At 64.0% G+C, this 20,391-nt stretch carries 18 protein-coding genes and 1 other RNA gene; 13 read left to right on the forward strand and 6 right to left on the reverse strand.

Annotated features, from left to right (window positions below; translation table 11 throughout):
- Position 1: 1 nt before the first annotated feature.
- A complete protein-coding gene (locus ACYPXD_RS23785) occupies positions 2-424 on the forward strand; it encodes a carboxymuconolactone decarboxylase family protein (protein WP_459716811.1) in 423 nt (140 codons plus the stop codon).
- 35 nt (positions 425-459) lie between these two features.
- Here the strand turns inward: ACYPXD_RS23785 and ACYPXD_RS23790 are convergent, their stop codons facing one another.
- The 6 genes from ACYPXD_RS23790 to trxA form a co-directional block, all read right to left on the reverse strand.
- Entirely contained in the window at positions 460-1,857 is a 1,398-nt protein-coding gene (locus ACYPXD_RS23790) for an MATE family efflux transporter (protein WP_459716815.1), read from the reverse strand.
- A 7-nt stretch (positions 1,858-1,864) separates the two neighbouring features.
- On the reverse strand, positions 1,865-3,625 hold the full coding sequence (locus tag ACYPXD_RS23795) for an ArnT family glycosyltransferase (RefSeq protein ID WP_459716817.1): 1,761 nt from the start codon (positions 3,623-3,625) through the stop codon (positions 1,865-1,867).
- Between the two features lie 641 nt (positions 3,626-4,266).
- Positions 4,267-4,530 (reverse strand): type B 50S ribosomal protein L31, encoded by a 264-nt coding sequence (locus ACYPXD_RS23800; protein ID WP_459716821.1) that lies wholly within the window; start codon positions 4,528-4,530, stop codon positions 4,267-4,269.
- A 148-nt stretch (positions 4,531-4,678) separates the two neighbouring features.
- Entirely contained in the window at positions 4,679-5,518 is an 840-nt protein-coding gene (locus ACYPXD_RS23805; RefSeq protein WP_459716824.1) for a M90 family metallopeptidase, read from the reverse strand.
- Between the two features lie 223 nt (positions 5,519-5,741).
- Positions 5,742-7,004 carry a transcription termination factor Rho gene (gene rho, locus ACYPXD_RS23810; protein ID WP_075157316.1) on the reverse strand — a complete coding sequence of 421 codons (1,263 nt, stop codon included), beginning with the start codon at positions 7,002-7,004 and terminating at the stop codon, positions 5,742-5,744.
- Between the two features lie 433 nt (positions 7,005-7,437).
- A complete protein-coding gene (gene trxA, locus ACYPXD_RS23815; RefSeq protein ID WP_006048864.1) occupies positions 7,438-7,764 on the reverse strand; it encodes a thioredoxin TrxA in 327 nt (108 codons plus the stop codon).
- A gap of 368 nt (positions 7,765-8,132) precedes the next feature.
- On the opposite strand from trxA, the gene ffs reads away from it, so the two are divergent.
- The 12 genes from ffs (at position 8,133) to rpoS (ending at position 20,388) form a co-directional block, all read left to right on the forward strand.
- Positions 8,133-8,231: signal recognition particle sRNA small type (gene ffs, locus ACYPXD_RS23820), an RNA gene on the forward strand.
- A gap of 325 nt (positions 8,232-8,556) precedes the next feature.
- Positions 8,557-11,070: a DNA polymerase III subunit gamma/tau gene (locus ACYPXD_RS23825; RefSeq protein WP_459716828.1), complete on the forward strand. Its 2,514-nt coding sequence runs from the start codon at positions 8,557-8,559 to the stop codon at positions 11,068-11,070.
- 189 nt (positions 11,071-11,259) lie between these two features.
- Entirely contained in the window at positions 11,260-11,586 is a 327-nt protein-coding gene (locus tag ACYPXD_RS23830) for a YbaB/EbfC family nucleoid-associated protein (protein ID WP_075157314.1), read from the forward strand.
- Between the two features lie 56 nt (positions 11,587-11,642).
- Positions 11,643-12,239: a recombination mediator RecR gene (gene recR / locus ACYPXD_RS23835; RefSeq protein ID WP_459716831.1), complete on the forward strand. Its 597-nt coding sequence runs from the start codon at positions 11,643-11,645 to the stop codon at positions 12,237-12,239.
- Between the two features lie 57 nt (positions 12,240-12,296).
- Positions 12,297-13,544, forward strand: coding sequence for a CaiB/BaiF CoA transferase family protein (locus tag ACYPXD_RS23840; RefSeq protein WP_459716833.1), 1,248 nt, complete (start codon positions 12,297-12,299; stop codon positions 13,542-13,544).
- Between the two features lie 50 nt (positions 13,545-13,594).
- On the forward strand, positions 13,595-14,635 hold the full coding sequence (locus tag ACYPXD_RS23845; RefSeq protein ID WP_459716836.1) for an ABC transporter substrate-binding protein: 1,041 nt from the start codon (positions 13,595-13,597) through the stop codon (positions 14,633-14,635).
- Between the two features lie 10 nt (positions 14,636-14,645).
- Positions 14,646-15,458 carry an ABC transporter ATP-binding protein gene (locus ACYPXD_RS23850; RefSeq protein ID WP_459716839.1) on the forward strand — a complete coding sequence of 271 codons (813 nt, stop codon included), beginning with the start codon at positions 14,646-14,648 and terminating at the stop codon, positions 15,456-15,458.
- Between the two features lie 38 nt (positions 15,459-15,496).
- Positions 15,497-16,321, forward strand: a complete 825-nt coding sequence (locus ACYPXD_RS23855; RefSeq protein ID WP_459716842.1) for an ABC transporter permease — start codon at positions 15,497-15,499, stop codon at positions 16,319-16,321.
- A 253-nt stretch (positions 16,322-16,574) separates the two neighbouring features.
- Complete coding sequence (surE, locus tag ACYPXD_RS23860) at positions 16,575-17,333, forward strand: 5'/3'-nucleotidase SurE (protein ID WP_459716845.1); 759 nt, start codon at positions 16,575-16,577, stop codon at positions 17,331-17,333.
- Positions 17,330-18,313, forward strand: coding sequence for a protein-L-isoaspartate(D-aspartate) O-methyltransferase (locus ACYPXD_RS23865; RefSeq protein ID WP_459716847.1), 984 nt, complete (start codon positions 17,330-17,332; stop codon positions 18,311-18,313). The genes surE and ACYPXD_RS23865 overlap by 4 nt, the downstream gene beginning before the upstream one ends.
- 11 nt (positions 18,314-18,324) lie before the next feature.
- A complete protein-coding gene (locus tag ACYPXD_RS23870; protein ID WP_459717059.1) occupies positions 18,325-19,272 on the forward strand; it encodes a peptidoglycan DD-metalloendopeptidase family protein in 948 nt (315 codons plus the stop codon).
- A gap of 12 nt (positions 19,273-19,284) precedes the next feature.
- Positions 19,285-20,388: an RNA polymerase sigma factor RpoS gene (gene rpoS, locus ACYPXD_RS23875; RefSeq protein ID WP_459716849.1), complete on the forward strand. Its 1,104-nt coding sequence runs from the start codon at positions 19,285-19,287 to the stop codon at positions 20,386-20,388.
- Positions 20,389-20,391 lie beyond the last annotated feature (3 nt).

The following is a 20,391-nucleotide window of genomic DNA, read 5'->3' on the forward strand; positions in this document are numbered from 1 at the left end:
GATGGAACACACTGACAATGAACGCGACGCGCGAGACGAGCGCTATGCACGAGGCTGGGACAGGCTGAAGGAAATCGACGGATCGGCCGGAGAGAAAGTGCTTGCATCGCTCGCGCCGATCGCACCGGATTTTGCGCGTCTTTTGATCGAATTCCCGTTCGGCGATATTTATAGTCGTCCGAAGCTCGATCTGCGCTCACGCGAGATTGCGACGATTGCCGCGCTGGCGGCGCTGGGCAACGCGCAGCCACAGCTGAAAGTGCATATCGAAGCGGCGCTCAACGTCGGATGCACACGTGACGAGATCGTCGAAGTGTTTATTCAGATGGCCGTGTATGCGGGCTTTCCGGCCGCGCTGAATGCGCTCTTTGCCGCGCGCGAAGTGTTCGGGCATGTCGACGCCATGGCAGGCGCGGCGGCTTGAACGTACCGGCTTGAATGGCCTTGCGGCGCGACGTTTTACGCCGCGTCGCGAGCATCGTCAGCGCGCGCAGGTTGCTCGCTGACGCGGTGCCAGTAAAACAGCAACCCGACGCCCGCCACCGCGAGGCTCACGGTATTCGCCACCCAGAATCCGCGCGCACCGGTCAGCCACGGCGGCACGATGCCGCCCACGTTGAAACCGAGCAGATACCCGCCGCCGAGCCCGACGCCCCACAGGGCGACCGCGTAGATCGCTGTCGGCACGATCACGATGCGGTAGGCGCGCAGCACGAACGCGGACGTGACCTGCAACGCGTCACAGATGTGATAGATCGCGACGATCAGCACGAGCGGCAACGCGGCGGCCGTCACGTGCTCGTCGGTGGTGTAGCCCGCCACGATCAGGGGGCGCAGCGCGAGCACGATCAGGCAGAAGCAGCATGCGATCGCGCACGCCATCAGGATGCCGTGTCGCGCGAGCGTGCGCGCCGCCGCGTCGTGCCGCGCGCCGAGCGCGCGTGCGACGAGCGTCGATGTCGCGATGCCGATCGACAGCGGCGTCATATACAGCACCGCGCCGAGGTTCGCGGCGATCTGGTGGCCGGCGAGCGTCGTTGTGCCGAAGCGCGCGATGAACAGCGCCATGAACGTATACGAGGTCACTTCGATCAGATACGACGCGCCCATCGGAATGCCGAGCTTCAGCAGCGCGAATTGCCGCCGCCGGACCGGCCAGCAGAAGCGCGCGAAAATGGCGAACGGCCGGAACACGTCGAGCTTCACGAGCAGCAGCAAGGCGGTGGCGCCGAGCAGCCAGTTCAGCCACGTGCTCGCGAGCGCGCAGCCCGGGCCGCCGGCCGCCGGTATGCCAAGACCGCCGAAAATAAGCCACAGATTCAACGGAATTTTCAGCGCAAGCGCGCCGACCTGCAGAAACATCACGAGTCGCGGCTGGCCGACCGCGGTCGCAAGCGCGGAGTAGACGCGAAACACGAGCGCCGCCGGCAGCCCGAACGCGAGAATCTGCAGATAGGCGATGGTGCGTTCGCGCAGCGCATCGGGCGCGTGCGCGAGCTGCAGCAGCGGCGCCGGGAAGTACAGAATCAGAAAGCCGATGACGGTCAGCGCCGCGGCGAGCCATAGCGCCTGCCGCACGTCTTCGCCGACTTCCTCCAGACGCCCCGCGCCGTACGACAGCCCGACGATCGGCTGCAAGGCGGTCAGAATGCCGGTCAGCGTGATGTAGACCGAAATGTAGATCGAGGCGCCGAGTCCGAGCGCGGCCAGATCCGTTGCCGAATAGCGGCCGACCATCGCGGTATCGATGACGCCGAAGGCGATGATCGCGAGCTGGCCGATCAGCACCGGCCACGCGAGCACCGCGATCTTGCGGAGGTCGGCGAAAAAGGGCGTGCTGCTCTCTGCGGTGCTCATGGCGGTGCTATTGCGGCGTTGCAGGCCGCCCATTGCGCCGCTTGACGGGCGGCTTCGGCCGATCGATCCGCACGTACAACCGGAAACGCTCGTCGCGGTCGGCCGCGCGGCGGCCTTCCCAGACCAGCTTCCAGACGAAGTTCGACATCGCGCTCGGTTCGCCGAAGTCCTGCGTATCCTGACGCAGGATCACGTCGCAGTCGTCGTCGGTGAACGAGAAGTGCATGCCGCCGAAATAGGCGAAGGTCGCAATCTGCGCGTTGCCGAGGCGCACCGGCGAAATGCACGAATAGTCTTCGGGCAGATGCGTGGCGATCTGCTGCGCGACGTCCTTGTAGGTCCGGCTGTAGTTGACGATCGGCAGCCACAACGTCATGAGCAGCACCCACATCAGCGTCGTGCCCGCGCTCGACAGCACGACGCTGCGCCACAATACCTTCGGATGCCGCGCGACGCGCCACTGGACCAGCACCATCCAGCAGAGCGTGACCGCGATCGCGCAGATCAGCGACACGATCTTGAATTGCGGCACGTAGCCGGGCACGAGCCGCGACAGGTTGCGCGCGAGGAAGAACGGGAAGCCCGTCATCGACGCGAGCCAGACGAGCCACACGAACGAGCCGAGCACCGTGAAGCTCAACACCGCGAACCAGTCGAATGCGTTGATCGCGCCGCGTTTCAACGTGGGCAGCGCGAATGCGGCGAGCACCGACAGCGCGGGCAGCGGCAGCATGTAGAGACGGTTCGTCTCCGAGCTTTGCAGTACGACAAGCGCGAAGAGCGGTCCGATTACCGCGAGCGGAATCGCGATATGCGGCGCGCGGCGCAGCCCCGACCAGCTGATCCATGCCCAGATCGCGAGCGGCCATGCGGGCCATGTGAACAGCGGCAGGTTCTTGAGCGCGTATAGCAGCACCGGTCCGAACGGACCCGTGAACGAATTCAGGCTGCCGCGCATCCATTGGTTCAGGAACCAGACCGCGTCGGCTGGAAACGCGGCGAGCGCGGCGATCGGCCAGGAAACGGACAGCGCGAGCGCAACCGGCAGGCCCGCGATCAGCAGCCACCGCGTGCGCGCTTCGCGCACGATCAGCGTCATGACGAAGGTGCCGACGAGCAACGCGCCGACCAGCACCGGGCTGCCCGTCAGCATGACAAGGCCGAGTCCGCCGCCCCAGATCAGCGTGCCCTGTTTCGGCTTGTCGAGCATGCGCACGAGGCCGTATACGAGCATCGAAATACAGAAGAACTGCGCGAGCGCGGGCGTGGTTTCGTGGCCGCGCTCGGCGAGGCCGAAGCAGGCGAGCAGGATCAGCAGCGCGCCGTCGGCGAGCGTGCGGCCATAGTCGCGTGGTTCGGGCTCGCCGCCGAACGCGTATTTGAATGGCTGCACTTCAGGCCGCCGGCCGAGCAGATAAGCGCCATACCAGACGAACGCGCAGGCCGCGCAGAAAAGCAGGCCCGTGAAGACGCGCGACGCGTTGCTCGCATCGACCCACGGCGCGAGCGCGCGAATCGCGGCGGCGCCGAGCCAGTAGCCGAGCGGTCCATCCGACGTGATGAATTTCCCGACGAGGTTCGGCAACAGCCAGTCGTGCAGATTGCCGTTGGCCATCGTCCACATCACGCCGAAGCCGGCCGCGTCCTCGTTTTTCCACGGGTCGCGGCCGAACAGGCCAAACGACGCATAGATCACGCAAATGGCGAGCAGCAGGGAGCGCGGTAGAGCGCTGGTCGCGGAGGCGGTGAGTCGGACAACGGGTCTCATGCGGTGTTATTGATCGTGATGAAGCGTTTTTCCGGGACGCGATGGACGCACGGCGGACAGCCGGTTGAACAGCAAGGCAACCTCCGCGTTGAACACGGGGTTTGCCACTGGCTTGGTCGCGGCGTGCAGCGCGGAATCCCGGCCGGTTTGAGCATCCGGCATTGTAGACGTGCGCGGCGCTGCACGTCATGAACGTGTAACGGAGGGCATGGCGTAGAGACAACTGGGTGTTGACAACGGCGCGTCGCCGACGGCGGTTTTGCCGGGGAGCGCGACGCGAGGCATTTTGCGGCTCGGCGACCGACGGGGACGGCTTGATGCAAAGGCGTGAGTGCGTGCGTGCGCCAGGTCGACGTTCGATGTTTGGGACTGCATGGCCTGCCGCGGGCGCGAATGCCGTATGCATCGGCGTGCTGCTTGTGGTGCTTGGGTTGCTTTGCCCGCTTTCCCCGCTTTGTTCGCCTGGTTTGACTGGAGGCAGAACGCGCGCTTCGCGAGCGGCGCATATCGTTGCGGGTCGAGCGAGAGTCCGTTGGGTCTGGACGATAAAAAAGGGCAGCGTGTGCTGCCCTTTCTGGTGCCTTGCTGCGCGGGCCGAGCATTGCGTGTCGTCCCGGCGCGGCGAAGTTCGCGAAGCGCGCTTACTTGGTCGCCTTGCCCGTTGCGCGGGCGCCGAACTTCTTGTTGAACTTCTCGACGCGACCGGCCGTGTCCATGATCTTCTGCTGGCCCGTGTAGAACGGGTGCGATTCCGACGACACTTCGATCTTCGCGTGCGGGTAGCTCTTGCCTTCGAACTCAACGGTGTCGCGCGTCTGGATGGTCGAGCGCGTCACGAACTTGAAGCCGTTCGACATGTCTTCGAACAGCACTTCGCGGTAATTGGGGTGAATGCCTTCTTTCATGGTCTTTCCTCTGATCGGGCGGTAGCCAGCCTGCGAATTCCGCTCAGTCGATGCTCAATCGCTGAATCCGTAAGCCACTTGCCTAAGGTCGAAAAACGGCGATTATGCCAGAAAATCAGTCGCTTGACGAGAATTTCGTCGGATATTTCTAACCCGTTGCCGTTGTCTGCAGCACGCCCGTCCTGGCCGGATCCTGCCGGTAGTAACAGGCCAGCAGCCGGTATAGCTCCGGATACCCGGCCTCGAATTCGTGCGGCTTGACGAACAGCGCTTCGCTGCAGACCGCGAAAAATTCAGACGGATGGTCCGCCGCGTACGGGTCGATCAGCGATTCACGCTCGAAGCGCGCCCAGCGGCGCTCCGGCACCGCGTCGACCTGCGCGCAGAAATGATCGTACGCATGGTCGAACAAGCCGGCCCACGCGGTGCTGTCGAGCGGCGCGTGCAGCCGCCGGAAGAGGGGCGGATGGCCGTCCGCGTCGCCCGTCACCATGTCGATCTTGTGCGCGAATTCGTGGATCACGACGTTGTAGGCGTCGCTGCCATCGGTCATTTGCGCGTCTTCCCACGACAGCACGACCGGACCGCCTTCCCATGCTTCGCCGCTCGCATCGTGCTCGACTTCATGGACGATGCCGTCTTCGTCCTCGACCGTCTTGCGGATCACGAACTCGCCCGGATAGACGATGATGCCGACCCAGCCGCGATACAGTTCGAGGCCGAGATTGAGCACCGGCAGGCACGCCTGGACGGCGATCGCGACGCAGATCTCGTCGGTCAGTTCGAGCTCATGCGCGGTTGAGAATTCTTTTTGCGCGAGAAAGAGGCTCGTCATCTCGCGCAGGCGTAGCTGGTCTTGCCCATCGAGCCGCGCGAGAAACGGCAGGCCGGCGAGCGTTTTTTGCCACAGCGCGTCGGACACCGCGTGTGTGCGCAGCGCGCGTTCGCGGCGGCGTGTGTCGATCCACTGAGTGAGTTTCGAGAGCATTGCTGAAGGCGGCCATGTCACACGCGGTGACGCGATGACGATTTCCTCGCCACAGGTATTCTGGACAGCGACGATTTTAATCGCGCCGGCGCTCAGCATGCGAATCGCGACGTATGGATGAGGCGCGATGACGTGCCGGCGCTAATGAAAAACGCCCGCGAAGGCGGGCGTTCCAACGAACTCGAAGCGCTGACACGCAGCGCCGATGCGAAGCACGCGAGCGTCAGCCGCCGCGCCGCATCATGTCGAAGAACTCGGAGTTGTTCTTCGTCTGGCGGATCTTGTCGAGCAGGAATTCCATTGCTTCGACTTCGTCCATATCGTGAATGAACTTGCGCAGCACCCAGATCTTTTGCAGGATCTCGGGTTTGATCAGCAGTTCTTCGCGGCGCGTGCCGGACTTGTTCAGGTTGATCGACGGATACACGCGCTTTTCCGCGAGACGCCGTTCGAGGTGCACTTCCATATTGCCGGTGCCCTTGAACTCTTCATAGATCACGTCGTCCATGCGGCTGCCGGTTTCGATCAGCGCCGTGCCGATAATCGTGAGCGAGCCGCCTTCCTCGATATTGCGCGCGGCTCCGAAGAAGCGCTTCGGACGCTGCAGCGCGTTCGCATCGACACCGCCCGTGAGCACCTTGCCCGAGGCCGGCACGACCGTGTTGTAGGCGCGCGCAAGACGCGTGATCGAATCGAGCAGAATCACGACGTCGTTCTTCATTTCGACGAGGCGCTTCGCTTTTTCAATCACCATTTCGGCGACCTGCACGTGACGTGCGGCCGGTTCGTCGAACGTCGACGCAATGACTTCGCCCGCCACCGAGCGCTGCATTTCGGTCACTTCCTCGGGACGTTCGTCGATGAGCAGCACGAACAGCACGACATCGGGATGGTTCTGCTTGATCGCGTGCGCGATGTGCTGAAGCATCACCGTCTTGCCGGACTTCGGCGATGCGACGAGCAGGCCGCGCTGACCTTTGCCGATCGGCGCGATCATGTCGATGATGCGGCCGGTGACGTTTTCTTCGCCGCGCATTTCACGTTCGAGCAGCAGCACCTTGTTCGGATGCAGCGGCGTCAGATTCTCGAACATGATCTTGTGCTTCGACGCCTCCGGCGGCTGGCCGTTGACCTTGTCGACTTTCACCAGCGCGAAATAGCGTTCGCCGTCTTTCGGCGTGCGCACTTCGCCTTCGATCGTATCGCCCGTATGCAGGTTGAAGCGGCGGATTTGTGACGGACTGATGTAAATATCGTCCGTACTCGCGAGATAGGACGTTTCCGGCGAGCGCAGGAAACCGAAGCCGTCCGGCAGCACTTCGAGCGTGCCGTCACCGAAGATCGTTTCGCCCGTCTTCGCGCGCTTTTTGAGAATGGCGAACATCAATTCCTGCTTGCGCAGGCGGTTCGCACTTTCGATCTCGAGGCCATTGGCCATTTCGATCAACTGTGACACGTGCAGAGTCTTAAGCTCGGATAAATGCATACGGAGAACCCGCAGGAGAAGGTGCGACCTGAAAAGAAATCTGGGAGGAGAGTTGAGCGGAACCGCTCAGGGACTTATTCGTCTTTTCGACGATTTGTGAATTCTAGCATAGCACACGCCTGCTTCAGCTTGCGTGGCGGACCGGCCGCTTTGTTTTATCCGTGTTGTCAGCCGACAACAACCGGCCATGTAACGGGCACCGGAAGAACGGACAGTGAGACCGTCTCACCCGGTATGCACGCTTATCGCGCAGCAGACCGGGTGGGGGCGGGTGTGAGTAACATTGAAACCAGCGGTTGGAAAGAGCGGTTGGAAACCAGCGATCGCTCCGACGCGCTACAAACCACTACACCCGCAAGATTAGCCGCTCACAAAACACGACAATAAAACCGTCGCAATAAAAACACCGGCTAATCGATCAATTAAAAACTGCTTAAAGGTTACCGTCGAGGAACGCGGTGAGTTGCGATTTCGACAGCGCGCCGACCTTCTGTGCGGCAACCGCGCCGTTCTTGAAGAGAATCAGCGTGGGGATGCCACGCACGCCGAACTTCACCGGCGTGGACTGATGCTCATCGACGTTGATCTTCGCGATCTGCAGGCGGTCGGCGTAGTCTTTCGCGACTTCGTCGAGGATCGGTGCAATCATTTTGCACGGACCGCACCATTCCGCCCAGAAATCGAGCAGTACGGGTTTATCCGATTTCACGACGTCCTGTTCGAACGATGCGTCGCTGATGTGCTTGATTTGTTCGCTCATTGTCTGAATACCTCATCCGGTTCGAGGCCTGCCTGAATGCTCGCCACGATACATCAAAACTGAAGAAAATCTCCGTTCGCTTTACCGCAAAGAAAGGCTCAACCGAATGTCGTTCGAAGGTTTGCGGGGACTGGCTGCTAAGAACCTGCGAAGGCGCTCGGCGCTTGGCTTTACGGGTCACTTGCACGCAGTTTAGCCTAATTCGCTATGTGCTGCCCGTGGTGATAGTACCCATTCGGACAGCAGGATCGGCGCCTTGCGGCGGGCTTGCCGCAGTCGTGCGCCACTCCTTTCGACGCCTATCTGGAGGTGGTGTCGGCGAACACAAGGGTTAGGAGAATTGCGGCCGCGATGATAGAATGCGACGTGACGGGCCTCCTCGCATGGAGGTGCGGTCAACCTGGTCAGGTCGGGAACGAAGCAGCCACAGCCGTTTTCCACCAGTGCCGAGGGTCGGGCTCGTCACCTTCGCTTTTCCTCCTGTTTTGTCTTTTCTCCTGTTTGCCCTTCCTGTTCGCGTGTTTGCGCGTTGTTTGCGCATGGCGTTATGGGTGGTGGCGTCTTCGTAGTTCTTCGGCCATCGCTTTCGCGGCCGCTTGACTCCTTCTGTCTGTCTCACGGTTTTTGCTTGACGTGTTTTGTGTGCGGCACGTGCGGCCGCCTCGCGCTAAACGCCGTTTTCTATCGGACCATTAGCCAAATACAATAGAGCGGCGAGCCCGTTTCTCGCATTCCCTTGTCGCGCAGGGCCGAACCGGCTTTGCGCCTATGCGTTGCTGATACAATTTCCCGATGACCTATCAAGTTCTCGCACGCAAGTGGCGGCCGAAAGATTTCGCGTCGCTCGTCGGACAGGAGCACGTGGTGCGCGCGCTCACGCATGCGCTCGACGGCGGCCGTCTGCATCACGCCTATCTGTTTACCGGCACACGCGGCGTCGGCAAGACGACGCTGTCGCGTATCTTCGCCAAGGCGCTCAACTGTGAAACGGGCGTCACCGCCACGCCATGCGGCGTATGCCGCGCGTGTCGCGAGATCGACGAGGGGCGCTTCGTCGACTACGTCGAGATGGATGCGGCGAGCAATCGCGGGGTCGACGAAATGGCGGCGCTCCTCGAGCGCGCGGTCTATGCGCCGGTCGATGCGCGCTTCAAGGTCTATATGATCGACGAAGTGCACATGCTGACGAACCACGCGTTCAACGCGATGTTGAAGACGCTGGAAGAGCCGCCGCCGCATGTCAAATTCATTCTGGCCACCACCGATCCGCAGAAAATTCCCGTCACAGTGCTCTCGCGCTGCCTGCAGTTCAATCTGAAGCAGATGCCGGCCGGTCATATCGTGTCGCATCTCGAGCGCATTCTCGGCGAAGAGCAGATCACGTTCGAAGCGCAGGCGCTGCGCCTGCTTGCGCGTGCGGCGGACGGCTCGATGCGCGATGCGTTGTCGCTGACCGATCAGGCCATCGCGTATTCGGCCAACCAGGTAACCGAAGAAGCGGTGCGCGGCATGCTGGGCGCGCTCGATCAGAGCTATCTGATCCGCCTGCTCGACGCGCTCGCGGCGAACGACGGTCCCGCGGTACTCGCGGTGGCCGACGAAATGGCGCTGCGCAGCCTGTCGTTCTCGGCCGCGCTGCAAGACCTTGCAAGCCTGCTGCACCGGATCGGCTGGGCGCAATTTGCGCCGTCGTCCGTGCTCGACGAATGGCCGGAGGCCGCGGATGTGCGGCGTTTCGCCGATGCATTGAGTCCCGAGCAGGTGCAACTGTTCTATCAGATCGCGACCATCGGCCGTAGCGAACTCGGCCTCGCGCCCGACGAATACGCGGGCTTCACGATGACGCTGCTGCGCATGCTCGCCTTCGAACCGGCGCTCAACGGTGGCGCAGGCGCTGCAGGCGGCGGCCCGGTGTCCGCCGCGCGGCCCGGCGGCCAGAGCGGCGCGGCCGGCGGCCGGCGCTCGGGCGCGCCCGCGGTGACCGCGCAGCAGGCAGTTGCGCCGCATGCCGTGCTCGTGACCGACGATAAGCCGTCTGCGCGCGCCTCCGGCGGTGCGTTGTCCGGCAGCCATGCCGATGCCGCGGAAGCAGTCGCTGCGCAAGAGGTACGTGCAGCGGACGCCGCGGCAGTTCCGGTCCCGGCGCAGGCGGACGCTGCTACATCGATGTCCGGCCCCCCGGTGTCCGCCGATGTGGCCGAAAGCGCCGTGCAGACCGCGTCTGCGGCCGATGCCGGCGCGACGAACGGCGTCGACGGGACAGAGGGCAAACCTGCTCCCGCCCCATCCGCCGTGGCCGCGCAACAGCGTTTCGCCGACGCGACGGCGCTGCAGCAGGAACAGGAGCCCTCGCCAACGCCATCTTCAACACCATCGTCAACGCAACCGGCGGACGGGTCGCCGCGCCGCGGCGGCGGTGCGAGCGCGGCGCTCGACCTGTTGCGTAACGCCGGCATGAAGCTGTCGGGCGGCGGCAGAGCGGGCGCGTCCGCGTCGGCGGTGCCTGCGAAACCCGCACCGGCGGTGACGAAGCCCGCTCCCGCGCCACGCGTGGTGGTGCCTGTGCCTGACCCCGCGCGCCGCGCTCAGGCGCAGGCACAGCAGCGGGATGGCGCGTCGTCCGGTGCCGCTTCGGCGCGGGCGAACGCGAACGCAGGCGGCAGCACAACCGTCCCGCCTTGGGAAGAGATTCCACCGGACGCGCCCGGCGCGCTCGACGACTACGTCCCGATGTCCGCGGACGACGCGTTTTTCGCGCCGCCCGACGACGGCTTCGCGCCGGTTTTCGACGGCGGCGCCCACGACGTTCGCGTGAGTCCGGCCGCCGCGCCGGCGCCTGTCATCGACACGCGTCCGCTGCCGCCGGCCGTGCCGCTCGACGCACTGGGCGTCGATGGCGACTGGCCGGCGCTCGCCGCCGGTCTACCGCTCAAGGGCATTTCGTATCAGCTCGCATTCAACAGCGAACTGATGGCGCTCGACGGCACGACGCTCAGGCTCAACGTGCCGGTCCCGCAGTACGCGGATGCCGCGCAGGTCGCGAAGCTGAAGGCTGCGCTGGCCGAACGGCTCGGCCGTCCGGTCGATGTCGTCGTCGAAGTCGGACCGGCGCGCCGCACGGCGGCCGCGCTCGACGCCGCGGCGCGCGCGCAGCGTCAGCAGGAAGCCGAGCGCGAGATTGGCGCGGACCCGTTCGTGCAGTCGCTGATACGCGAGTTCGGCGCGAGTATCGTGCCGGGCTCGATTCGTCCGCTGATGCCGGCCGCGGGGCAGGGCGGGGCGGGCGGCGCGAGCGCCGCGCACTGATTCACCGCCATGGCAGAACCGAACAGCAGAACCGAGCGACCCGAAGCAAACAATACCGGCCCGAAGCGGGCCGCATTCGAATCCAAACCGCGAACCTGAAGTACGAACTGAAGCGAACTTGCGGCGCTTGAGCGACACTGAAGCGTTCCGCGCATCCAACAGCGCACACGATCAAGAAGGAGCACGTCCATGATGAAAGGCCAACTCGCGGGACTGATGAAGCAGGCCCAGCAGATGCAGGAAAACATGAAGAAGATGCAGGAGGAGCTCGCGCAGATCGAGGTCGAGGGCCAGTCGGGCGCCGGTCTCGTGAAGGTGACGATGACCTGCAAGAACGACGTGCGCCGCGTGTCGATCGATCCGTCCTTGCTCGCCGACGACAAGGACATGCTCGAAGACCTCGTCGCGGCTGCGTTTAACGACGCGGTGCGCAAGGCCGAGACGACCGCGCAGGAGAAGATGGGCAGCATGACCGCGGGCATGCCGCTGCCGCCGGGCTTCAAGCTGCCTTTCTAACCCGGGCTTTGATTCCGAGCCCGGCATTTGCGCCCAGAATTGCGCCCTGAATTCGCATGAAACAACCCTCCGCCTTGTCGGCGCTCGTCGAAGCGCTGCGCGCGCTGCCCGGAGTCGGGCCGAAGTCCGCGCAGCGCATCGCCTATCACCTGATGCAGCACGACCGCGACGGCGCACAGAAGCTCGGCCGTTCGCTGCTCTATGCGACCGAGCATCTGCAGCACTGCGAGAAGTGCAATACCTTTACCGAAGCGCAGGTCTGCGAAGTCTGCAGCGATCCGGAGCGCGACCCGACGCTGTTGTGTGTCGTCGAAACGCCGGCCGATCAGATCATGCTCGAGCAGACCATGACCTATCGCGGCCTTTACTTCGTGCTGATGGGGCGTCTGAGTCCGCTCGACGGCATCGGTCCGAAGGAGATTCACTTCGACCGGCTGGTCAGGCGCGCGTCCGATGGCGTGGTCAAGGAAGTCGTGCTCGCGACCAACTTCACGAACGAAGGCGAAGCGACTGCGCATTACCTCGGGCAGACGCTGAAGGCGCGCGGCCTGTCGGTGACGCGTCTGGCGCGCGGCGTGCCGGTCGGCGGCGAACTCGAGTATGTCGATGCGGGCACGATCGCACGCGCGATGCTCGACCGGCGTTCGATGTAGTTCGATGCGGCTCGTCGTGCCACGCAGTTCGGTGTTAACCACGATCGAAGGACAACCATGAAGCCAGCGAACGAGACGCACCCGACGGGCGTCACCCACACCACCCACGCCGGTGGTCCGCTCGCGGGCGTGAAGGTGCTCGAACTCGGCACCTTGATCGCCGGTCCGTTCGCCGCGCGTTTTCTCGGCGAATTCGGCGCGGACGTGATCAAGATCGAAGATCCGAAGGGTGGCGATCCGTTGCGCAAATGGCGCAAGCTATACCCTGAAGCGGGCGGCACGTCGCTATGGTGGGCCGTGCAGGCGCGCAACAAGAAATCGGTGACCGTGAATCTGAAGGCCGACGAGGGCAAGGAAATCGTGCGGCGTCTCGCGAAAGAAGCGGACATCGTCATCGAGAATTTCCGCCCTGGCCTGCTCGAGAAACTCGAGCTCGGCTACGACGTCCTGTCGGCCGACAACCCGGGCCTCGTGATGGTGCGGCTCTCGGGTTATGGTCAGAGCGGTCCGTATCGCGACCGGCCCGGTTTCGGCGCGATTGCCGAAGCGATGGGCGGCTTGCGGCACATAACCGGTTATCCCGATCTGCCGCCGCCGCGCATCGGCATTTCGATCGGCGATTCGATCGCGGCGCTGCACGGCGTGATCGGTGCGCTGATGGCGCTGCATCACCGGCAGGTGAACGGCGGCAAAGGCCAGGTCGTCGATGTCGCGCTGTATGAGGCCGTCTTCAACATGATGGAGAGCGTCGTGCCCGAGTACGGCGTCTATGGCATGGTGCGCGAGCGCACGGGCGCGTCGCTGCCGGGCATCGTGCCGTCCAACACGTATCCGTGCCGCGACGGCAGCATCGTGATCGGCGGCAATAGCGATCCGATTTTCAAACGCCTGATGCTGGCGATCGGCCGCGACGATCTCGCGAACGATCCCGAACTGGCGCACAACGATGGCCGCGTGCCGCGCACGCAGGAAATCGACGGCGCGATCGCCGCATGGCTGTCGACACGCACGATCGACGAAGCCCTCGCCGTGCTCAACGCAGCCGACGTGCCGGCCGGCCGCATCTACAGCGTCGCGGACATGTTCGCCGATCCGCAGTACATCGCGCGTCAGATGATCCAGACTTTCAAGTGGCAGGACGGCAAGGAGATTGCGCTGCCCGCGGTGACGCCGAAGTTTTCGGTCACGCCCGGCGACACGCGCTGGCTCGGGCCGCAGCTCGGTGAGCATACCGATGAAGTCCTGCAATCGCTGGGTTATGATGCGGACCACATCGCAAGGTTGCATGCGCAACAGATCGTGTGACATCGCTCTGTGAGCGCACCGCAAGCAAAAAAGAACCGGAGATTGCAACGATGCAACGCAGAACCTTTCTGACCGGCACCGCGGCGCTCGCGGGCACGGCGCTCTCCGCCCACATGCCGTTTGCGTTCGGGCAAGCGAAACTCGAGACGCGCAAGGTCGCGATCGCGGTGGGCGGAAAAAATCTCTTCTATTACTTGCCGCTGACGATTGCCGAGCGGCGCAATTACTTCAAGGACGAAGGACTCGACGTCGAAATCTCCGATTTCGCGGGCGGCTCGCAGGCATTGAAGGCGGCCGTCGGCGGCAGCGCGGACGTCGTGTCGGGTGCGTTCGAACACACGTTGCTGCTGCAGGCGCAGCGTCAGATGTTCCGTGAATTCGTGCTGCAAGGGCGCGCGCCGCAAATCGTGCTCGCGGTGTCGAAGAAGACGATGCCGAATTACAAGTCGATCGCTGACCTGAAAGGCAAGAAGATCGGCGTGACGGCGCCCGGTTCGTCGACGTCGATCATGGCGAGTTTCGTGCTCGCCAAGGCGGGACTGACCGCGAAGGATGTGTCGTTTATCGGTGTCGGCGCGGGCGCCGGCGCGGTTGCGGCGATGCAGGCCGGGCAGATCGATGCGCTGGCGAATCTCGACCCGGTGATGACCAAGCTCGAACGCGCGGGCGATATCCGCGTGATCTCGGATACGCGCACGCTCGCCGATACGCGCGCGGTGTTCGGCGGCGATATGCCGGCCGGTTGTATGTACGCGTCGCAAAGCTTTATCGACAAGAATCCGAACACCACCCAGGCGCTGACCAACGCGATGGTGCGCGCGCTCAAATGGCTGCAAACGGCGAGCGACAACGACGTGGCCAATACCGTGCCCGAGTCGTATCTGCTCGGCGACCGCGCGTTGTATATCGCCGCCTGGCAGCATGTGAAACCGGCGATCTCGCCCGACGGATTGATGCCGGCCGACGGCCCGGCCACGTCGCTGAAAACGCTGCAGGCCTTCGATGCGACGGTGCAGGGCAAGCCGATCGATCTGTCGAAGGCGTGGACCAACGACTTCGTGAAGAAGGCGCTCGAGACGGTCAAGGCCTAGGTGCGCGACGATGACGGTTCCCGCACTCGCGCTCGATAACATCACCTGCACGTTCGCTTCGCGCGACGAGCGCGGCGCGCGTTACACGGCTGTCAAAGATGCGACGCTGCATATCGCGCCCGGCGAGTTCGTCTCGGTGGTCGGCCCGACCGGCTGCGGCAAGTCGACCTTGCTGAATGTCGGCGCGGGACTGCTCGCGCCCTCGGCGGGCGCGGTCAGCGTGTTCGGCGAACCGTTGAGCGGCATCAACCGTCGCGCGGGCTATATGTTTCAGGCCGACGCGCTGATGCCGTGGCGTTCCGCGCTCGATAACGTGATGGCGGGGCTGTTATTCCACACCGTGCCGCGCGCCGAAGCGCGCGAACGCGCGCAAGCGTGGTTGAAGCGCGTCGGCCTCGGCGGTTTCGGCGACCGTTATCCGCACCAGTTGTCGGGCGGCATGCGCAAGCGCGTCGCGATGGCGCAGACGCTGATACTCGACCCCGACATCGTGCTGATGGACGAGCCGTTTTCCGCGCTCGATATCCAGACGCGGCAGCTCATGGAAAACGAGCTGCTCGACCTGTGGGCCGCGAAACGCAAGGCGGTGCTGTTCATCACGCACGATCTCGACGAAGCGATTGCGATGTCCGACCGCGTCGTCGTGCTGTCGGCGGGACCGGCGACGCGGCCGATCGGCGAATTCGCGATCGATTTGCAACGCCCGCGCGACGTCGCCGAAATCCGCTCGGACGCGCGCTTCGTCGAACTGCATGCGCAGATCTGGAGCGTGCTGCGCGACGAAGTGCTAAAGGGCTATCAGCAACAGCTGAAAGCCGTATGAGCGGCACGCCCGTGAACAGCGAAAGGACCTGACGACTCATGTGGAAGATGCTGCGTCCGAACCGGGCGAACCTCGTGATCTGGCAATGGCTGCTGCTCGTGCTGTGCTTCGTGCTCTGGTATGTGCTGACGAGCCCGACGCTGCTGCCCGCGTTCTATTTCGACGATCCGAACAAGGCCGCGTTCCTGTTCGGCGAGCCGCAGAAAGTCATCGTGCGGATCTGGCAGTGGTTCACATCGGGCGAAATCTATCTCCATTTGTGGATCACGCTTGTCGAGACCGTGCTCGCGTTTGTGATCGGCACGGTGCTCGGTCTTGCGGTCGGCTTGTGGCTTGCATTGGCGCCCGTTGCGAGCGCGCTGTTCGATCCGTATATCAAGGCTGCCAATTCGATGCCGCGTGTGATTCTCGCGCCCATCTTCGGCGTCTGGTTCGGTCTTGGCATCGGGTCGAAGGTTGCGCTTGGCGTGACGCTCGTGTTCTTTATCGTGTTCTTCAACGTCTATCAGGGCGTGAAGGAAGTGAGCCCGGTCGTGCTCGCGAACGCGCGGATGCTCGGCGCGAATCGCCAGCAACTGCTGCGCAATGTGTATCTGCCGAGTGCGATGAGCTGGGTGTTTTCGAGTCTGCATACGTCGGTCGGGCTCGCCTTCGTCGGGTCGGTGGTCGGCGAGTATCTGGGTTCGGCGCGCGGCGTCGGCTATCTGATTCTGCAGGCCGAAGGCACGTTCGATATCAACACCGTGTTCGCGGGCATTCTTGTGCTGACTGCGTTTGCGCTGATTCTCGACGGACTGGTCGGCGTGATCGAGCGGCGCTTCATGAAGTGGCAGCCGTCGAGCGGCGAAACCGAAAAGCTTTGAGCGCGATGGGCGAGCGCAGCGCGCCAGGGCGGTGCGTGTAAAGCGCGCTCGAACGACCGTGCGCGTTGTTCTGTCGACAGTCGCGTCGTTCAGCGTTGCCCGGTGTGGCGACGGGGCATCCGGTCAGGCGACTCATGCCTGTTGTGTGCCTGTCGTGTGCCTGTTGCGCAGGTGTCGCGCGGGCGTGGCACGATCGGCAATTGCACCACGCCATGTCGTCCGCGTGCCTTGTTTCCTCGGTTACAATCGCCGGATGCGAATCCTACTCAGCAACGACGATGGTTACCTGGCGCCGGGTCTCGCGGCGCTCTACGAAGCGCTGAAGCCGCTTGCCGACGTCACCGTGATGGCGCCCGAGCAAAACTGCAGCGGCGCATCGAACTCGTTGACGCTGTGGCGGCCGTTGTCGGTGCTGCGGTCCGCGAACGGCTTCTATTACGTGAACGGCACGCCGACCGATTCAGTTCACATCGCGCTGACCGGCATGCTCGACCATACGCCGGACCTCGTGGTGTCGGGCATCAACAACGGTCAGAACATGGGCGAAGACACGCTGTACTCGGGTACCGTCGCCGCCGCGACCGAAGGCGTGATGTTCAATGTGCCGGCCATCGCATTCTCGCTCGTCGATAAAGACTGGGCGCATCTCGAATCGGCGGCGCGCGTTGCTGCCGAAATCGTCAAACATTATCTCGACGCGCCGTTGCCCGGACATCCGCTTCTTAACGTCAATATTCCGAATCTGCCGTACGAGGCGTTGCGGGAGTGGCGCGTTACACGTCTCGGCAAACGGCATCCGTCGCAGCCTGTGATCCGCCAGACCAATCCGCGCGGCGAACCGATCTACTGGATCGGCCCGTCGGGCAGCGCGCGCGACGCAAGCGAAGGCACAGACTTTCACGCGGTCGCACAGGGTTATGTGTCGATCACGCCGCTGCAACTCGACCTCACGCACACCGAGATGCTGTCCGCGACACGCGACTGGGCGCACACCGGGAGCAGCGCTTCATGACGGGCGAGCGCGCGAAGCGCTTTCCGCTGGGCCTCGAAGACCTGGTGCGCGAACCGCGCCGAAGCGAAGCGCGTTCGGGTGACTCGCGCTCCACGAAAGCCACGGCGATCGATGGCCGCTTGTCGGGTGGCTCAGGGGGGGGCGGCAAATCGGGTGCCGCTTCGGCTACCGGCGCCGGTGCGCGAGGCGCACGCGCGGTAGTGACTGCCAAACGCAACGAGACCGCCAAGGGTTCTGTCACACGCGCCGAGAGCACGCGCCAGCAGCCGGCGCTGAGGCTGCCGGCCACGCCCGAGCGCGCCGGTGCGCCGAATGTGCCGTTGAACCGCGCGCATGCGCTGACCTCGGAACGGGTGCGCGAGCGCATGGTCGAACGGCTGCGAGCCAATGGGGTGGCGGACCCGCGCGTGCTGAACGCGATGGCGACGGTGCCGCGCCACATGTTCGTCGATCCTGGCCTCGCGACCCAGGCTTACGAAGACGCGGCGCTGCCGATCGGCCATCACCAGACCATTTCGAAGCCGTCGGTGGTCGCGCGGATGATCGAACTGGCCGCGGCGGGGCGCGAGCTCAACAATGTGCTCGAGATCGGCACCGGCTGCGGGTATCAGGCGGCGGTGCTGAGCCAGGTCGCGCGCGACGTGTATTCGATCGAGCGCGTGAGGCCGTTATACGAGCGCGCTAAGACGAATCTGCGGCCATTGCGTATTCCGAACATTCGCTTGCATTACGGCGACGGCCGCATCGGCTTGCCGGCCGCGGCGCCGTTCGACGCGATCGTGATTGCCGCGGCCGGCCTCGACGTGCCGCAGGCGTTGCTCGAACAACTGGCGATCGGTGCGCGCCTCGTCGCGCCGGTCGGCACGCAGGACGGTCAGACGCAAGTGCTCACGCTCGTCGAACGCACGGGGCCCGCGCAGTGGCGGGAGTCGCGGCTTGATCGCGTTTTCTTTGTACCCTTAAAATCCGGAGTGATTTAAATCCGATGACTATCAGTAAGCTGCGCACGATGCAAAGAACCAGCACGAATGTCCGTCTGACCGTGGCTCAACGTGGTGTGTGCGTACTCGCGCTGTCGCTGCTGGCGGCCTGCGCGACGCGCCTGGATAATGCGCCGGTCGTCGATCGCTCAGGCGCGCTCGGCACCGGAGCGGCGCAACAGGCGGCGCAGCAGCCGGTGCCGCTCGGCCCGCCGCCTCCGGGTTATTACCGGGTGAAACCGGGCGATACGCTGTATCGGATCGCGCTCGAAAACGGCCAGAATTATCGCGACATCGCGACGTGGAACAATCTGACCAACCCGAACCAGATCGAAGTCGACCAGTTGCTGCGCGTGGCGCCCCCGGGCACGACACCCACGGCGACGACGCCGGGCGTCGCAACGGCGCCCATCGCGGGCGGCGCGGTACAAAGCGCACCGCTCGCCGGCGCGCCCGCAGGGGGATCTTCGGCCGCAGCGGGCGTCGCGCAGCCGCCGCTCTACGGCGCCACCAGCAACGCGCCCGGTGCGACGGCCACGACCATTCCGCCGCAGCCGCCGGCCGCGACGAGCGACGCGGCCGGCGCCGCGGGCAACGTGACATTTGCGTGGCCGGTGCGCGGTCCGCTGCTCAACACGTTTGACGATTCGAAAAACAAAGGTTTGAATATCGGCGGAAGTATGGGCGAACCGGTCAAGGCTTCCGCGGACGGTCGGGTCGTTTATGCCGGAAATGGGCTGCGCGGTTACGGCAATCTCATTATCATCAAACATGATGCAACGTACCTTACCGCCTATGCACATAACAGTGCTTTGATGGTAAAAGAGGGAGACGCGGTCACCAAGGGGCAGACGATCGCCCAGATGGGCAACAGCGATTCGGACCGTGTGATGTTGCATTTCGAGGTTCGCCGGCAGGGCAAGCCTGTCGACCCACTGAAGTATTTGCCGCCGCAATAAGCGATTACGACCATGCCGAAATCGAAGCGCCAACCACCGCAAGCCGAGACTGAGACGATCAGCCGTGCCACGCATGTATCGGTGGAAGACACGGGCGCTTCGGATCAGGATGACGACAGCATCGACGACCTCGACAACGGGGCCAGCGATTCCGACGACCGCCGTTCGGGCGACGACGGTGAGGGCGGTTCCGACGCGCGCGAAGGCGCAACCGATTCCCCATCGGACGCCGACGACTTCCGCGCGCTGCTGCAGGCCGAGCTGACCGCGGACACGATCCAGCACTATCTGAACCGGATCAGCGTCAAGCCGCTCCTGACGGTCGAGGAAGAGCAGCGTTTTTCGCGCCTCGCGAAGGCCGGCGAGTTCGAGGCGCGCCAGGTCATGATCGAGCGCAACCTGCGGCTCGTGGTGAGCATAGCGAAGGGGTATCTGAACCGCGGCGTGCCGCTGCTCGATCTGATCGAGGAGGGCAACCTCGGCCTGATGCACGCCATCGAGAAGTTCGACCCGACGCGCGGCTTCCGTTTTTCGACTTACGCCACGTGGTGGATTCGCCAGAGCATTGAGCGCGCGATCATGAATCAGGCGCGCACGGTGCGGCTGCCCGTGCACGTCATTCGCGAACTGAACCAGGTGCTGCGCGCGAAGCGCCATCTGGAAAAGAACTCGATGAATTCGGGCGAAGCGGCGGACCGCCGCGACGCGAGCATCGACGACATCGCGTATCTGACCGGCAAAACCAGCGATGAAGTGACCGATATCCTCGCGCTGAACGAGCACACTGCATCGCTCGATGCGCCGCTCGACCTCGACCCGGCCAGCAGTCTGCTCGATCTGTTGTCCGACGACCAGAGCCAGTCGCCCGACGCCGAAGTGCAGCATCGTGAGCTGGAAACGCTTACACGCGCATGGCTTGCGCGGTTGTCCGACAAGCACCGGCATGTGATCGAGCGCCGTTTCGGCCTGAATCATATCGAGCCGGCCACGCTCGAGGAACTCGCCGACGAAATGGGCCTGACGCGCGAACGTGTGCGGCAGATCCAGCAGGAAGCGCTGGTGCGGCTCAAGCGCTTCTTCGCGTCCAATGGCGTGCGCAAGGACGCCGTTCTCTAACCT

The organism is Paraburkholderia sp. 2C, assembly GCF_054589215.1.

Coding starts and splice junctions, on each gene's coding strand:
- ACYPXD_RS23840 (WP_459716833.1), top strand. CDS start 12,297: ATGAAGCCAGCGAACGAGACGCACCCGACGGGCGTCACCCACACCACC.
- trxA (WP_006048864.1), bottom strand. CDS start 7,764: ATGAGCGAACAAATCAAGCACATCAGCGACGCATCGTTCGAACAGGAC.
- rpoS (WP_459716849.1), top strand. CDS start 19,285: ATGCCGAAATCGAAGCGCCAACCACCGCAAGCCGAGACTGAGACGATC.
- ACYPXD_RS23790 (WP_459716815.1), bottom strand. CDS start 1,857: ATGAGCACCGCAGAGAGCAGCACGCCCTTTTTCGCCGACCTCCGCAAG.
- recR (WP_459716831.1), top strand. CDS start 11,643: ATGAAACAACCCTCCGCCTTGTCGGCGCTCGTCGAAGCGCTGCGCGCG.
- ACYPXD_RS23855 (WP_459716842.1), top strand. CDS start 15,497: ATGTGGAAGATGCTGCGTCCGAACCGGGCGAACCTCGTGATCTGGCAA.
- rho (WP_075157316.1), bottom strand. CDS start 7,004: ATGCATTTATCCGAGCTTAAGACTCTGCACGTGTCACAGTTGATCGAA.
- ACYPXD_RS23850 (WP_459716839.1), top strand. CDS start 14,646: ATGACGGTTCCCGCACTCGCGCTCGATAACATCACCTGCACGTTCGCT.
- ACYPXD_RS23785 (WP_459716811.1), top strand. CDS start 2: ATGGAACACACTGACAATGAACGCGACGCGCGAGACGAGCGCTATGCA.
- ACYPXD_RS23830 (WP_075157314.1), top strand. CDS start 11,260: ATGATGAAAGGCCAACTCGCGGGACTGATGAAGCAGGCCCAGCAGATG.
- ACYPXD_RS23825 (WP_459716828.1), top strand. CDS start 8,557: ATGACCTATCAAGTTCTCGCACGCAAGTGGCGGCCGAAAGATTTCGCG.
- ACYPXD_RS23845 (WP_459716836.1), top strand. CDS start 13,595: ATGCAACGCAGAACCTTTCTGACCGGCACCGCGGCGCTCGCGGGCACG.
- ACYPXD_RS23805 (WP_459716824.1), bottom strand. CDS start 5,518: ATGCTCTCGAAACTCACTCAGTGGATCGACACACGCCGCCGCGAACGC.
- surE (WP_459716845.1), top strand. CDS start 16,575: ATGCGAATCCTACTCAGCAACGACGATGGTTACCTGGCGCCGGGTCTC.
- ACYPXD_RS23795 (WP_459716817.1), bottom strand. CDS start 3,625: ATGAGACCCGTTGTCCGACTCACCGCCTCCGCGACCAGCGCTCTACCG.
- ACYPXD_RS23865 (WP_459716847.1), top strand. CDS start 17,330: ATGACGGGCGAGCGCGCGAAGCGCTTTCCGCTGGGCCTCGAAGACCTG.
- ACYPXD_RS23800 (WP_459716821.1), bottom strand. CDS start 4,530: ATGAAAGAAGGCATTCACCCCAATTACCGCGAAGTGCTGTTCGAAGAC.